The 15,071-nt window shown below is 68.9% G+C and carries 12 protein-coding genes and 1 pseudogene; 7 read left to right on the forward strand and 6 right to left on the reverse strand.

All coding sequences use genetic code 11. The features are described from left to right. Positions 1 to 55: 55 nt before the first annotated feature. Positions 56 to 1,438, forward strand: a complete 1,383-nt coding sequence (locus ACIHAO_RS27370; RefSeq protein ID WP_396562469.1) for a cytochrome P450 — start codon at positions 56 to 58, stop codon at positions 1,436 to 1,438. A gap of 82 nt (positions 1,439 to 1,520) precedes the next feature. Further along, positions 1,521 to 1,973, forward strand: a complete 453-nt coding sequence (locus tag ACIHAO_RS27375) for a carboxymuconolactone decarboxylase family protein (protein WP_396562471.1) — start codon at positions 1,521 to 1,523, stop codon at positions 1,971 to 1,973. Between the two features lie 5 nt (positions 1,974 to 1,978). Here ACIHAO_RS27375 and ACIHAO_RS27380 read toward each other — a convergent pair whose 3' ends face one another. Next, positions 1,979 to 2,704 (reverse strand): helix-turn-helix transcriptional regulator, encoded by a 726-nt coding sequence (locus tag ACIHAO_RS27380; protein ID WP_396562650.1) that lies wholly within the window; start codon positions 2,702 to 2,704, stop codon positions 1,979 to 1,981. A gap of 134 nt (positions 2,705 to 2,838) precedes the next feature. Here ACIHAO_RS27380 and folE point away from each other — a divergent pair, with 134 nt between their 5' ends. After that, positions 2,839 to 3,435, forward strand: coding sequence for a GTP cyclohydrolase I FolE (gene folE / locus ACIHAO_RS27385; protein ID WP_350584193.1), 597 nt, complete (start codon positions 2,839 to 2,841; stop codon positions 3,433 to 3,435). On the opposite strand, the gene ACIHAO_RS27390 is transcribed toward folE, so the two are convergent. Further along, entirely contained in the window at positions 3,425 to 4,675 is a 1,251-nt protein-coding gene (locus tag ACIHAO_RS27390; protein ID WP_396562474.1) for an MFS transporter, read from the reverse strand. The genes folE and ACIHAO_RS27390 overlap by 11 nt on opposite strands. A gap of 107 nt (positions 4,676 to 4,782) precedes the next feature. On the opposite strand from ACIHAO_RS27390, the gene ACIHAO_RS27395 reads away from it, so the two are divergent. Further along, positions 4,783 to 7,317, forward strand: a complete 2,535-nt coding sequence (locus ACIHAO_RS27395) for a P-loop NTPase fold protein (protein ID WP_396562475.1) — start codon at positions 4,783 to 4,785, stop codon at positions 7,315 to 7,317. On the opposite strand, the gene ACIHAO_RS27400 is transcribed toward ACIHAO_RS27395, so the two are convergent. Continuing rightward, the gene (locus ACIHAO_RS27400) at positions 7,266 to 8,006 is read right to left on the reverse strand and encodes a flavin reductase family protein (protein WP_396562477.1); all 741 of its coding nucleotides are present in this window, start codon (positions 8,004 to 8,006) and stop codon (positions 7,266 to 7,268) included. The two genes, ACIHAO_RS27395 and ACIHAO_RS27400, sit on opposite strands and share 52 nt — an antisense overlap. 254 nt (positions 8,007 to 8,260) lie before the next feature. On the opposite strand from ACIHAO_RS27400, the gene ACIHAO_RS27405 reads away from it, so the two are divergent. Further along, positions 8,261 to 10,330 (forward strand): AMP-binding protein, encoded by a 2,070-nt coding sequence (locus tag ACIHAO_RS27405; protein ID WP_396562479.1) that lies wholly within the window; start codon positions 8,261 to 8,263, stop codon positions 10,328 to 10,330. Positions 10,331 to 10,349: 19 nt separating this feature from the next. Here ACIHAO_RS27405 and ACIHAO_RS27410 read toward each other — a convergent pair. After that, positions 10,350 to 10,526, reverse strand: a pseudogene (locus tag ACIHAO_RS27410) (AMP-dependent synthetase); the annotation flags it as partial. Positions 10,527 to 10,792: 266 nt separating this feature from the next. Between ACIHAO_RS27410 and ACIHAO_RS27415 the strand changes: the two are divergent. After that, positions 10,793 to 11,770 (forward strand): GlxA family transcriptional regulator, encoded by a 978-nt coding sequence (locus ACIHAO_RS27415; protein ID WP_396562481.1) that lies wholly within the window; start codon positions 10,793 to 10,795, stop codon positions 11,768 to 11,770. 64 nt (positions 11,771 to 11,834) lie between these two features. After that, a complete protein-coding gene (locus tag ACIHAO_RS27420; RefSeq protein ID WP_396562483.1) occupies positions 11,835 to 12,824 on the forward strand; it encodes an alpha/beta fold hydrolase in 990 nt (329 codons plus the stop codon). Positions 12,825 to 12,992: 168 nt separating this feature from the next. Here the strand turns inward: ACIHAO_RS27420 and ACIHAO_RS27425 are convergent, their stop codons facing one another. Further along, the gene (locus tag ACIHAO_RS27425; RefSeq protein WP_396562486.1) at positions 12,993 to 13,952 is read right to left on the reverse strand and encodes a DUF6528 family protein; all 960 of its coding nucleotides are present in this window, start codon (positions 13,950 to 13,952) and stop codon (positions 12,993 to 12,995) included. A 78-nt stretch (positions 13,953 to 14,030) separates the two neighbouring features. After that, positions 14,031 to 14,987: an Acg family FMN-binding oxidoreductase gene (locus tag ACIHAO_RS27430; RefSeq protein WP_396562488.1), complete on the reverse strand. Its 957-nt coding sequence runs from the start codon at positions 14,985 to 14,987 to the stop codon at positions 14,031 to 14,033. Positions 14,988 to 15,071 lie beyond the last annotated feature (84 nt).

Here is a 15,071-nt window from a genome sequence, read left to right on the forward strand (position 1 = left end):
AGGCCACGCTCGCTATTGGATGTCGATTCAACAGCGCATACCCTGGAGGGGCTCGATGGCCACCGCTCTCCCCCATCCCCCGCGCCGGATCCCGCTGATCGGTGACGTGCTCGGCGTTTCGCCGAAGACGCCGGTCCAGGATTCGATGCGGCACGCCGCCGAGCTGGGTCCCGTCTTCGAGCGCAAGGTGTTCGGCCGCGGCATCGTGTTCGTCCACGGCGCGAAGATGGTCGCCGACCTCTCCGACGAGAAGCGGTTCGCGAAGCACGTCACGCCCGCGATCTCGAACCTGCGCCCGCTCGGCGGTGACGGGCTGTTCACCGCGCACAACGAAGAGCCGAACTGGCGGCGCGCGCACGAGATCCTCGCGCCCGCGTTCAGCCGCAACGCCATGCAGCGCTATCACCCGGCGATGCTGGCGATCACCCGCGAACTGCTGGACGCGTGGGACAGGGGCGGCGAGGTCGACGTCGCGGACGACATGACCAAGCTGACGTTGGAGACCATCGGCCGGACGGGATTCGGTTACAGCTTCTCGTCGTTCGAACGCGCGGAACCGCATCCGTTCGTCGCCGCGATGGTCCGCACACTGCGGCACGCGCAGCGGATGGCGCTCCAGCCGCCGGTCATCGGCCCGCTCCTCAGCCGCAAGGCGAACCGGCGCAACGAGGCCGACCTCGCGTTCCTCCACTCCGTCGTCGCCGAGGTCATCGAGGCGCGCCGGGGCGACACGAGCACCGACGACCTGCTCGGGCTCATGCTGAACACCACGCAGCCGAGCACCGGCGCCGCCCTCGACGAGGACAACATCCGGCACCAGATCATCACCTTCCTCGTGGCCGGCCACGAAACCACGTCGGGCGCGCTGTCGTTCGCGCTGTACTACCTCGCCAGGAACCCGGACGTCCTCGCCCGCGCCCAGTCCGAAGTGGACAAGGTCTGGGGCGAGAATCCCGACCCCTCCTACGAAGAGGTCGCCAAGCTCCGCTACGTCCGGCGAGTGCTCGACGAGGCGTTGCGGCTCTGGCCGACAGCGCCCGCGTTCGCCCGCCAAGCCCAGGTGGACACCGTCGTCGGCGGCGAGTACCCGATGCGGAAGGGACAGTGGGCGCTGGTCCTCATCCCGTCGCTGCACCGCGATCCCGTCTGGGGCGACGATCCCGAGTCGTTCGATCCGGACCGCTTCTCCCCGGAGCGCAACCGGGCCCGTCCCGCGCATGTGTACAAGCCGTTCGGCACCGGCGAGCGGGCCTGTATCGGACGGCAGTTCGCCCTGCACGAGGCGACGCTGGTCCTCGGCATGCTGCTGAGCCGGTACGACCTGCGCGGCGACCCGTCCTACCGGCTGAAGGTGCAGGAACTGCTGACCCTGAAACCGGAGGGCTTCAAGCTGAACGTCTCACTCCGCGACCGGGCGTCGGTGGCCGCGACCGCCTAGGACTTCAGCACTCCGGTCACAGCTGCCTCCCGGGATTCGTCAGTGCGGTGAAAGCAAGACGAAAACCCTGGAGGAGAACATCATGGAAACCCGGATCCCCAACCCCGCCCTGGCGAACCCCGCCACCCTGAAGGCCTTGATCGCGCTGGCGGAGTCGACCGGCGACACCGGCGTCCCGAAGACCACGCACTACCTCATGCACGTCCGCGCGAGCCAGATCAACGGATGCAGCGGCTGCCTGGAGATGCACACGAAGGAACTGCGCAAGGCGGGCGAGTCCGACGAGCGGATCTTCACCGTGGCCGCGTGGCGCGACACGGCCTACTTCACCGACGCCGAACGTGCGGCGCTCGCGCTGGCCGAGGCCCTCACCCGCATCGCGGACCGGGCCGACCCGGTCGACGACGAGGTGTGGAACGAGGCGGCTCGTCACTACGACGAAACCCAGCTTTCGAGCCTCGTCCTCTCCATCGCCGCAATCAACACCTGGAACCGGCTCAACGTCGCCACCCGGCAGGTCGCCGGCGCCGCCTGATCGGTCTACCGGGCTCGCCGGAGTTCCACACAGCACTCGGCCGCGCCGGGAACGAGGGCCGCTTCCACGTTCCCGGCGCGCACGCCGTTCAGGAAACCGGCGAGGAAGGCCTGGTTGATCCCGCAAACGAGGTCCGGGGCCTCCGCGGCCAGCGGATGGAACGGGCAGTTCCGCAGCCGGACGCAGGTCGCGCTGTCCCGGCTCGGCTCGAAACCGTAGCGGCGAAGCATCCCCTCGGCCACGGTGAGCGCACGTTCCACGCCGAGCCTGCCGGGCCGGGTCCGCGCGCGTTCCTCTTCGCCCGCCGCGAAACCACGCTCCCCCGCGACCCGCCGCACGGCATCCCGCGCGGTCTCACCGGAACCTTCGGCGAGCACGGCCTCGGCGAGGATGCCGGCCAGGATCTCGTGACGGCGGGCGGGAAGCTGCACCTGGATGGCTTCGTCGACCGGTTCGTAGACCTTGGGCCTGCGCCCGACCTTCACCATCGGGCCCGCCGCGAAGCCGAATCTGAGCAGACCCGCCGCCACGAGCTTGTCGAGATGGAAGGCGGCGAGCTTGCGGGAAATGCCGACCGCGGCCGCCGCCTCGTCCCGCGTGACGGGACGCCGCGCGCGCCGGGCGTAGGCGTACATACCGCGGCGGAGGTCGTCGTCGAGTGCCGCCACCGCGGCGATGGCTGGGGCATCGAGGCCGTCCGGGTCTGGCAGGTCGGACACTGTCACGTACACCACGATATCGCCTATCTCAACCGGCGGAACATCCTGCACTGCGGATCTACCATGTACGATGAGCCGACGGGTGGCAAAACACCCAAAAGTCTTGGTTAAATACACTGGGGATCGCGGTCAGCCTAGGAGGCCAAATGTCCACTCCCGCCTTGCGCGTCGTACACGAAACCGGGCCGGGGCCGGACCTGGTGGCCGCCGAGGCAGCGGCCGCCGATCTCCTCACCGCGCTGGGTATCTCCTTGGACTCCGAGAGCCTCCGCGGCACCCCGGGCCGGATGGCGCGCGCGTACGCCGAATTGTTCACCCCGCGGCCGTTCGACCTCACGACCTTCCCCAACGACGAGAACTACGACGAACTCGTCCTCGCCAGGGGGATCCCGGTCCGATCCGTCTGTGAGCACCATCTGCTGCCGTTCGTCGGGGTCGCGCACGTCGGCTACCTGCCGGGCGACCGGATTCTCGGTCTGTCGAAACTGGCGAGGATCGTCGAGCATTTCGCCTGCCGTCCGCAGGTTCAGGAACGGCTCACGAAGCAGGTCGCCGACTGGCTCGAGGAGCAACTCGAACCGCGTGGCGTCGGCGTGGTGATCGAGGCCGAACACTCGTGCATGACCCTGCGCGGTGTGCAGGCCGTCGGTTCGAGCACCGTCACCTCCACCCTGCTCGGCACGCTGCGCGAAGACGCCCGTTCGCGTCAGGAGTTCTTCGCGCTCACCGGGATCAACGGCTGACAGCAGGCTCTTGCGCGTAGGCCGCAGAGACGACCTTGCGGTCGAACACGCGCCAGGTGAGCGCGGAAACGATCACCGCCACCACGAAACCGGCCCAGTACGGCGTCGTCAGCCCGAACTTCGAGGCCACCGCACCGCCGAGCAGCGCGCCGACGCAGTTGCCTCCCGCGATGATGAACAGACTCGTGCTGCCGACCCGGCCGAGCATCTCCGGCGGGGTGAGCCGCTGACGCAGGGAACTGCCGACGATTCCCCACAGGGCGCCGTGTACCCCGAAGAGGAACAACGTCACCCCGACGACCGGTGCGCTCGTACTCGTCGCCAGGACCAGATGGGTCCCGGCCTCGATCAGCAGCCCGATCCGCAACGTCCAGGTCGGCGTGCACCACGCGATCAGCCGGTCTCCGGCGATCGAGCCGAGTAGTCCACCCACCGCGATACAGGTGAACAGCAGGCCGTAGCCGACGGAGCCCAGCTGGAGCCGCTCCTTCGCGAGCAGCACCAGCACCGAGGTGGCCGCGACGAGCGTCAGGTTCAACATCCCGATCAAGCCGATCATGGTCCGCAGCAGACGCTGACCGGCGAGCCAGCGAAACCCCTCGGCCACCTCCGACCTGATCGAGCGCCGTGCGACCGGTTCGCCGGGATCGCCACCGGGCCGCGGCTGGTAGGCGCCCGCGATCAACCCCAGCAGCAGGGCACTGACCGCGTACGTGCCGGCGTTGACGTAGAACGGGATGCTCGCCGCGGCACCGAACAGGAATCCGCTCAGCGGGCCGGAAAGCATGCCGTGGGTCAAGGTCGTCCCGGCGTAGAGCCGCCCGTTCGCCCGCTCCAGCAACGCTTTCGGGACGATCGAGGGCAGCATCGCCCCGCTCGCCGTCCGGAACACGACCTCGCCCGCGTTGATCACGAAGAGAACGGCGTACAGCAGGACGATGCTCACGTTGCCCGTCGTGATCGCGACCGCGAGCAGCGCGACCGCGGGAACCCGGATCCAGTCGAGGGTGATCATCAGCTTCCGCCGGTCCACCCGGTCGGCCAGCACCCCGCCCGGCAGGGAGAAAAGCAGCCAAGGCAGCCACGCCATCGCGAACCCGCCCGAGACGACGAGCGGTTCGCCGGTGCGGGAGGCGATCAGCAACGGCGCCGCCACCGTCGCGAGACCGCTGCCCAGCGCCGACGTCGTACTCGCCGCCCAGACCTTCGCGTACCTGCCGTCGAGCCGCTCCCCAGCCATGAGATCGAAGGTAGCGATCGATGACCGAGCGGAGGCGGGGTTTCACCCACAGCTGAGCGGCCACCCTCTAAACTGCCCTCCCATTCGGCCTTGGGAGGGGACCGCGAATGGTGCTGGTGCGCGACGTCAATCCGTCGATCCTGCTGATGAACAGGGCGCCGGGCGCGAAACCAGGGACTTATCTGCCAAGGGACGTCGACCGGCTGCTCATGGAGGCGCTCCTCGACGTGCCGTTCACACTTGTCATCTACGAGGTCAACGCGGGCGCGAGGCGATCGGCCTTGCAAGCCTTGACCTTGACCTATTCCGGAACGGAACTGATCGTCGAACCGGAGATCGACGAGATCGTGACGGACGGGTACGACGGCCCGGCGATCATCTGGCTCGACAGGAAGCTGCCGCAAACACTCGTCCGCGACCCCGCGGCGGTGACCAAATGGCTGGAGAAGGATTCGCGCCGCCGGCTTATCGGGCTCGTCGGTGAAAGCCAGTACGAACACCCCGCGCTGCGTGCGGCGATCGACGGCCTTGATCCCACGGTCATCCACATCGGCACGCATCTTTCGCCCGCGGAGCTGGCACAGGCCGAGAAGATGTTCCCCGATCTGCGGTCCATCCGCACGGTCAACGAAATCGCCATCGCACGAACCCCGGCGAGTTCCCAAACCGATCATTCGGACCCCTTCGCCGCCCACGTCGCCGACTACCGGCCGGATACCGACGACGGCGTCGACCGCCTCGGCATCGGCACCGATGTCCGCATGCTCGCCGACCTGGTGGTCTCCCGGATGATCACCCCTCCCCTGTCGATCGGGCTGTTCGGCAGCTGGGGTTCGGGCAAGAGCTTCTTCATGCGCCAGATGCAATCGCGCGTCCGCGAGCTCGCCGATTCCGCGCGGACGGCGGAAACCGAGGCGGGGACGCACGGGAAGTCCGTGTCGTCCTACTGTTCGAGTGTCCGCCAGATCAGCTTCAACGCCTGGCACTACAGCGAGGCGAACCTCCTCGCCAGTCTCGCCACGCATATTTTCGACAACCTCGCCGCGAGTGGCGCCGAGAACGATCTGCAACGCCAAGCCGACCTTCTGGCGGAACGCCGCAAGACCGAGAAGACGCTTCTCGGCAGGCTCAGCGCCGTCCGCCTCGAACGCAGAACCCTGACGGCCCAGCAGAAACAAGCGAAGCGCAGGCGGCGGAAGCCGCGCGAGTACGTCCGGGCGGTGTTCGACAGCCTCACCGACGCGGACAAGGCGTGGATCGCGTCCCGGATCGGCGTCGACCAGCCGACGGCCGAGGATCTCGAACGGCTGGCGCAGGAAACCGGCGGGCTGCGGTCGGACGTCGCCGAATTCTGGCGACGGCTGCGACAGGATCCGGTGCCGCTGCTGGTGCTGATCGGCGGACTGGTGACGGTCCTGGTGGTCACGTTGCTCGTCGGCCGGTCGCAGGTGTCCGGTGTACTCGGCGGGCTCACGGTGGTGAGTTCCGCGGTGACCGTCGTCCTGCGGATGCGCGCCAGCGCGGACCGGATCCACCAGGCGCTCGGCAAACTCGGCGGTCCGTCCGAAGAGGACGAAGAGACCGAGCGGCGGCTGGCCGAACTGGGCGCCGAGTCCGACAGGCTCGAAAAGGCCGTCACCGAACTCGCGCCCGGGCTGGACCTCGTGTCGTTCGCCGAGTCCCGGGTCTCGGACTATGTCGAACACCTCGGCGTGGTTTCGTTGTTGCGCAAGGATCTCGAGACTTTCGCGACGATGCTCGCCGAGGTACCCCACGGTTCCGGCAAGATCGAACGGACCGTGCTCTACATCGACGACCTCGACCGCTGCCCGCCCAAGGTCGTCGTCCAGGTCCTCGAAGCCATCCATCTCCTGCTGGCGCTACCGGTGTTCGTCGTCGTGGTGGGCGTCGACTCCCGCTGGCTCAAGAAGGCCGTCGAGCAGCATTACGAGGAGATGCTCGGCGACGATCCGGAAACCTTCGCCGAGAACTACCTCGAGAAGATCTTCCAAGTGCCGTTCACGTTGTCCCCCATGGACGATCCAGCGTTCGCGGGGCTCGTGCGCGGGCTCGCCGACACCGAGGTCCATGATGTCTCGCCGTCGCCGACGCCCGCCGGGCCGGATCAGGCCACCGGTGATCGCTCACCGGTCGCGGCCGACTCCCCTCCTCGCGCGGAAGCACCGCGACCGTCGTCCGAACAGTCCACAATAGACCTACGACCTCCTCGACTGGTGATCTCGACGGCGGAACTGGACTTCCTGCCGACGTTGGCGCCGCTCGTCCGGTCCCCGCGCGCCGCGAAACGGCTGCTGAACCTGTACCGCCTGCTGCGGGCACGGTTCGCCGGAGAAGACCTGGCGGAGTTCCTCTCCGAGGGCGACCGCGAGGCACCGTTCCGCGCGGTGCTGGTCCTGCTCGCGATCCACGTCGGGCATCCGGAAGCCGTCTCGTGGTTCGCGAACCTCGACGGAACTGGCGCCGAAGACAGTGCCCTCGAAATCGTGCGGTCCATGAACGACCACGAACTGCGGCCGAAGCTCGAACGCGGCCTGGCCGGCGGTTCGTGGCCGGAGCTGGCCGTGTCCTATCAGCGCTGGTTGCCGCTGGTGAACCGGTTTTCGTTCGCCCGCGACGACTGATCCCGCGAACGTTCGATGTCGGGCCCCCGGTAGAGCCGCTCGGGGATTTCGGCGAGCGTCGACGGATGGACCTGAGGGCCGAGTCCGTAGAGCTTCTGGAAGCTCATGATCAGCGGCCGCCAGCGGTCGGGGTCGATCCGGTCTTCGGTGCCCGGCATCCGCACGTCGTCGTGGACGTGGACGCGCTGCACGCGGACCTCGAACACGAGGACGCCGCCGCGTTGTTTCGGATCGTCCTCGGCGAGGGGGTGGACGGCCTCGACGACGGCCTCCATCGTCACCGGGCATTCCGCGACGCGCGGCGGCCGCACCGTCTCCGAGGCGACCGGGGTGAGCCCGGCGCGGGCGAACTTGTCCGCTTCGTACCGATATCCGCGCTCGTGCTTGCGGGCCGGGACGGGATCCGAGCCGGTGGTCAGCGCCAACCTGTCGACGGCGGCCGCCAGCGCGTCGGAAGGGAGATTCAGAACACATTCACGGTTGCGCATGAGATTCTGCGCCGTCTTGGATTTCGCGCCCAGTCCGAGCATGCCCCGCCACCCGAGCCAGAACGCCGACGACATCGGAGCCAGGTTCGGGGCACCCGCCTGGTCGACCGTCGAGAGAAGCACCACCGGGGTGCCGAAGTAGAGGATTCCGGGCTCGATACGGGTGTGCGCGGCCTCGGCCGCCGACGTGGTAACTGTCACGTTCGTCAGCTTCGCCGCCTCACGCGCCGGAGGCTGGCGTGAATCGGACGTCGCGATCAACACCGACGGCGGACGGCTTCACACCACCGCGGCACATACCCTTGGCGAGATGGCTCCCTTGGCCGGACGGGAAACCGCGGTCGTTCGGAGTATTGCGTTCGGCCGATTGCTGGTAGGTTCGCCGAACTTGAAGACGAAGGAGGCGCCGGCAGCGGCCCGGTCAACACCCGAACGCGCGTGGTGAGGCGAATCGCATGCGAGACGATGTGGTCCAGGCGAGCTCGATTCTCGGGCATTCCCCCGGCCAGGTTTGGGAAGTGATCGGCGATCCCGAGTCCTACTCGAGGTTCGTCGCGGAGATCAGCTGGTGCGAGATCCAGCGGCCCGCCGAACGCGGACGCGGCCCGAAATGCCTCGTCCGGCTGGAACCACGGCAGGGCACGCTCGTCGTCGGTGACATCGAGGCCAGGGTCTGGCGGCCGGGCGAGCACGTCGTCTGGTGCGGCGTCGAGAACGACGGCAACTGGGTCTCGGTCGAGCTGAGGCAGACTCCCGAAGGCGGCACCGAACTCAGCGCGCAGCTGATGCTTCCGGCGCCGCATTCGCATCTGGTGTCCGCCGCGTCGTTCAAGCGCACCGTCCGCGCGCTGACCAGGCGGATCGATCTGCACCTTTCCGGCCGGGCGGCGTCACCCCAAGAGGAACCGGCGCACACCAAGGCCACCACGCTGCACACGGCCAGCACGCTGATCAAGGCCGGAGTGCTCGCGGCCGCGCGGCCGGACAAGATCGCCCGGCAGCTCACCTCGCTGTCGCAGTGGGGCGCCACCGTCGCCGGCGGCTACACCGCCAACGCCGCCCGGGTACCCGAAGAAGTCGCGCTGCACGACGAACGCAACGTCCGGACGTTCAAACAGACGGCCGACCGCAGCAACCAGCTCGCGAACGCGCTGGCCGCGCGCGGGGTCCGCTCCCGCGACCGGATCGCCTTGCTGTGCCGCAACCACGCCGCGATGGTCGAGTCGCTGATCGCGTGCAGCAAACTCGGCGCCGACGCGATCCTGCTCAACACCGGCCTTTCCGCCGGCGCGGTCGCGGACGTCATCGGCCTGCATGAACCGGTCGCGGTCCTCGCCGACGACGAGTTCTCGCGGATCATCGCCGACATCCCCGGCGATTTCCTGCGGCTGTCCACCTGGCCGGAAACCGAGAACGGTTATCCGACGATCGACCAGCTGATCGCCGGGGTGCCCGCCACCAAACTCAAACCGGTGGACCGGATCGGCAGGCTGGTCGTCCTCACGTCGGGCACCTCGGGAACCCCCAAAGGCGCACGCCGTCCGACGCCCAAAGGACTCGCGACCTCGGCCGCCATGCTGGACCGGATCCCGCTCCACTCCGGAGACCGCTTCGTGGTGGCCGCGCCGCTGTTCCACAGCTGGGGGCTCGCCGGGATGCAGATCGGGATGGCCGTCCGCGCTTCGCTTTCGCTGATCCGCCGGTTCGACGCCGAAGAGATACTGAGGACCATCGCCGAACATCGCTGCGGCGTGCTGTTCGCCGTCCCCATCATGTTGCAGCGCATCCTCGACCTGCCCGAACGGGTCCGCAGCCGCTACGACCTCTCGTCGCTGCGGATCGTGGCCAGCAGCGGATCCGCGCTGCCGGGCACGATCGTCACCGAGTTCATGGACACCTTCGGCGACGTGCTCTACAACTTCTACGGCTCCACAGAGGTTTCGTGGGCCAGCATCGCCACACCCGAAGACCTCCGCGCCGCGCCGACCACCGCGGGCCGCTGCCCGCCCGGCACCCGCGTCGCCATCCTCGACGACGACCACAACCGTGTCCCGCCGGGCTGGGAGGGACAGATCTTCGTCGGCAACGACATGCTCTTCGAGGGCTACACCGACGGCGCCAGCGTGCCTCGCGCGGCAGAACTGATGGCGACCGGCGACGTCGGCTACCAGGACGCCTCCGGCCGCCTTTTCGTCACCGGCCGGGCGGACGAGATGATCGTGTCCGGCGGCGAGAACGTGTCGCCTCGCCCGGTCGAGGAGGCCATCGTCGCGCTGCCCGGCGTCCACGAAGCGGCCGTGATCGGCGTGCCGGATCGCGAGTTCGGGCAACGGTTCGCGGCGTACATCGTCCCGAAACGCGGCGCCCGGATGAGCGCGGACGACGTCCGCGCGTACATCCACCACCGGCTCGCACGCTTCGCCGTGCCGCGGGACGTGTACTTCGTGGAGGAGCTGCCCCGGAACGCGACCGGGAAGGTGCTCAAGCGGCTGCTGCGAGACGAGACCTGGCCGATCGACCAGTAACGTCCTTTGTGGACTACCGTCAGACGGTCTTCGCGGGTTCCGCGCCTGAGTGGCGTTTCCGCAAGAGGAACCGCTGGATCTTCCCGCTGGGCGTCTTGGGCAGCTCCGGGACGAAGTGCACCTCACGCGGATAGGCGTGGGCGGCGAACCTGGTCTTCACCAGTTGCTGCAGCTCGGTCGCCAGCGCGGTGTCGGCGGAGCACGACACGTTTGACTTCTCCTCAATAACTCGAATGACCACTCACGACCAGCGGACCGAACTGGCGGTCACGTGTGATCGAATGGACGGCACGTGTGATCCGACGGACGACTCACGTGTCGGGATGGACGACACGCGCACGGGCAAGTTCCGCCGCAGGCCGTCGTCCGCCTAGTCACGCGTGTCGTCCGCCCAATCACGCGTGTCGTCCATCCAGACACGAGAAACCATCACTACCACTCGAAAGTCCCTAGAATCGGCCCATGAGACGGCTGACCGTGGTGGTCTTCAACGGGGCGTCGCTCGGCGCGATGTCCTTCGCGTTCGGCGTGTTCGAGATGGCTTCGGCCTTCGGGGAACTGCCCGACCTCGAACTCAAGGTCGTCGGCGGCGAACCGGGGACCGCGTTGCGAGGCGGCGGCTTGACCGTGCCGGTCCCCGAAGACCTCGGCGCGGTCCGGGACGCGGACCTGGTGCTGGTCCCGAACTGGCGGTCGCCGATGGAGGATCCGCCGGCAGCCGCGCTGGAGGCGCTCCGCGCGGCACACGACCGTGGCGCCCGGGTGGCCGGACTGTGCAGCGGCGCCTTCGTACTGGCCGCCGCCGGGCTGCTCGACGGACGCCCCGCGACCACGCACTGGGCGATGGCGCCGCTGCTCGCGGCCCGGTTCCCGGCCGTCCTCCTCGACGAATCGGTGCTCTACATCGACGACGGCGACATCCTGACCGCGGGCGGTGGCGCGGCGGGAATGGACCTCGGCCTGCACTTGATCCGTTCGTGGTGCGGCGCGGAGGTGGCGAACCGGCTGGCGAAGGGCATGGTCGTCCCGCCGCACCGGCCCGGCGGGCAGGCTCAGTACATCGAGTCTCCGATGCCGGAACTCGACGACGGCGACCCGGTGTCGGAAACGATGGCCTGGGCACTGACCCGGCTGGACACGGCGCTCCCGGTCGACGAACTCGCCAGGCGGGCTCATATGAGCAGACGCAACTACGATCGCCGGTTCCGCGAGATCACCGGTGCCGCGCCCGGCACTTGGCTCACCCACCAGCGCGTCATCCGCGCGCAGCAGTTGCTCGAATCCACCGATCTCCCGGTCGACGAGATCGCCAGGTACTGCGGGTTCTCCTCGTCCGCCGCGCTTCGCCCGCATTTCCGGCGACAGGTCGGGGTCACGCCGGTGTCCTACCGGGAGGCGTTCGGGCCCAGGCCGGCCGTGCCTGAACCCATCCTGTCCTGAAACCACTCCTGGTTGGCGAAAACACCGCTCACGGTCGGCGCCCCGGTCCGGCCACGATCGAGACATGACCGAAGACAGCCGTTCCTTCCTCAACCGCCGGTCCATGCTCACCCTCGGCGCGGGGGCCGCGGCCGCGCTGGTGGCCTCGGGTGGAGTCGCCGAGGCGAGCCAGTCCGGCGCCCCGAACGACGCGGCGCTCGCCCGGTCGCTGCCCGGCGGGTTCCGCAGCGAATACGCCCAGGTCGACGGGGTCCGGTTGCACTACGTCGCCGGTGGCCGGGGCGAGCCGCTGATCCTGCTGCCGGGCTGGCCGGAGACCTGGTGGCAGTACCGCGCGATCATGCCGGAGCTGGCGAAGCGGTACCGCGTGATCGCCGTCGACCTGCGGGGCATGGGCGGCTCGGGCAAACCCCAGGGCGGGTACGACAAGAAGACGATGGCCCGCGACATCTTCGGGCTCCTGCGCACGCTGGGCCATCGGCAGGCGCATATCGCCGGACACGACATCGGCGCCATGGTCGCGTTCGCCTTCGCCGCCAACCACCCCGAAGCGACGAAGACCGTCACGCTCATGGACGTCTCACATCCCGACGAAAGCCTGTACCAGCTCCCGATGCTGGCCCCGCCCGGGCAACCGGTCAACGTCTGGTGGTTCGCCTTCAACCAGGTCGCGACGCTGCCCGAACAGCTGTTGGCCGGCCGGTCACGCTTTCTCGTCGACTGGATGTTCGACCATCTGGCGGCCGATCCGGCCTCGATCGCGGCGCGGGACCGGGCGATCTACGCCGCCGCGTACGACCGCCCGGACGCGATCCGCGCGGGGAACGGCTGGTACCAGGCGTTCGGCCAGGACATCGAGGACCAGAAGGCCTACGCGAAGATCGCCGCCCCGATGCTGGGGCTGGGCTCGGAGTTCAACTACGACTACCTCGCCGCGGTCCTGCCGTCGAAGGCGGCCGACGTCCGGGTGCGGAAGATCTCCGGTTCCGGGCACTTCGTCGCGGAGGAGCAACCTCGGGCGGTCACCGACGAGCTACTGACCTTCCTCGGATGAGGTCAATACCCCGAATGGGTCAACGCCGCGCGCTGAACCGCACGATTCACTCGGTCAGGTGAAAGACGCGGCCAGCCGTCATTCTCGCGACGAAGGTCCCTCTTCTCTGGTGTGTCGGTACCGGCCGGGCAGCCCCCCGAACGGCCGGTACCGACACGGAAGTTCAGCTCAACCGTTCCACCAGCGGGCCTTGTAGATCCACGCGCCGTGCAGCGCCAGCTCGGCGCGTGGAAAGGCCAGCCGGACGGTGTCCGTGCACCACGTGCACAGGTGACCGTCCTGCACCGAGGCCGTCAGGATCTGCCCGGTCCGGGGGTTCGTCGACACACTCTTCACATGCGGCCGGTCGATCTCCCGTGCGCCCGCGTAGCGCTGGGTGAACCCGCCGCTCGCCTTCGAGAACTGGTACACGCCCGCTTCCGTGGTCACCCACAGCAGATCCGGCCGGTGCGGGACCGGCTGGAGATCGTGGCCGCCCTTGCTCGGCACCGGCACGGACCGTTGCTCGGTGAGCACCGGCGCCGCGGAAGTCCCGCCGACGCTCAACGCGACGAGCGCGTCGGTGCCCAAGGCCCACAACACGTTCCGGCCCGCGTCCCAGACCACGCCGTGTGCCCCCACCAGCCGATACTCGGCGTAGGTCGTCGAGCGCTGTCCCTGGGAAGCGGTGTAGACCCGCACCCAGCCACCGGTGCTCGCCGCCACCGCGACGTTCCCGTCCGGCAGCAGTTCGACGCTGTGCGGGTTGGCGGGACCGCCGACGTTCGCCGCCCAGTACGCCCGGTCGCCGGCCGGATACGGCACGACCGCCGCGAAACCACCCGACGCCGACGTCAGCAGGTACTTTTCGCCGTTCCGTTCGGCGAGTTTCGCGTCGCTCGGGTTGCTCCACGAACCCGCGAGGTCCGCCAGCCCGTTGGCGGCGTTCGGTGCCCACGCCCAACTCGGCTTCCGGTTCTGCCAGGACGTCCGGTCGGCGGGCAGCACCAGGATCCGTTTGGACGCCTGCTCGGTGATGACGATCGAACCGCGATCGCGCCCGCCCGCGTCCGCCACCGCCGTCGCGGACGCCGCGATCGAAAGGCCCGCGATGGCCAGCGCCACCAAGGATTTCCGCATGATCTTCATACGGAGACCGAACCCGTTGCGGATGACGGCCGGGTGGCGATGATCGGAAACATGGGTGTCGACGAGATGACCCCGGGATCAGAGGGTCGCCTCCGTTCGCCGGAGCAGCACTTCGCCGACCTCACGGCGTCCCGTCATCGGCACCGGGCGGCCGTATCCGAACCGCAGCACCGTATGCGGACGGCCGAGATCGGCGAAGACCCGGTCCATCGCGACCCTGGTCTCCGGGGTTTCGAACGGCCTGCCGACGAACGACGTCGCGAGGCCGGCGGCCGTCGCGGTCAGCAGCACCCGCTGCAGCACCATTCCGGCCCGCAGGTCCGCGGCGGGGCCGCCGGCCGCGGTCAGGACCGCGCCGAGCACCGGCTCACCGCCTTCGGGTTCGACGGCGAAGAACGATTCCTGCGCGGGAATGCCGTGCGGCGACGGTGGTCCGGCCGGTGCCGGGACACCGTCCGGGGCGTTGGCCGCCCGCCGGGTCCACAGCGCGACCTCCGCCTGGAACGCGCCGTTGCGCGCCTGCGCGGCCTCGGCCCGGTGCAGCACGCGCGCGACCGCGTTCGCCCGGTCGCCCCGGCCGAACAGTTCCAGCAGCCCGCCTTCCACCAGCGCGGACGCGCGCAACGTCGTCCGTGCCCAGACGGGAACCGGCCGGTCCAGGAACGGACGGCGGTTCGTGTGACGACGGAAGACGGCTTCGGCCAGTTTCCGTTCCTCCGGTGAGGAAAACCGGTCGCCGCCGATCACGAGTTCGGCGAGCAGATCCGGCTCCCCCGGTTCCGGTACGACCCGGACCGCGAGGGTCTTGCCGTTGGACCGCAAGGAAACGATCAGGTTGAACATCGCCGCGCCGCACGAAAGCCGTGCCTCGCGGGCGTCCGGGTCGGCGATCCGGAGCACCCTGGAGCGGTCGAGCCGCACCTCGATCCGGTCCCCGTCGACGACGAACCGCCACGGCTGGGTGTTGAGCGGGGACGGCGCGCGGACGGCGGCCGCCACCGCCTGGTCGACGGGTGTGGGTAACGGGATCGTCATGATGGTCTCCGAGGGAAACTGGGGATTGATCCACCTTCGGCCGGGGTACCCGGCGACCGCAGCGGCCGCCGGTCACGAATTCCG

The organism is Amycolatopsis sp. NPDC052450 (assembly GCF_044547565.1).
Lineage (GTDB): Bacteria > Actinomycetota > Actinomycetes > Mycobacteriales > Pseudonocardiaceae > Amycolatopsis.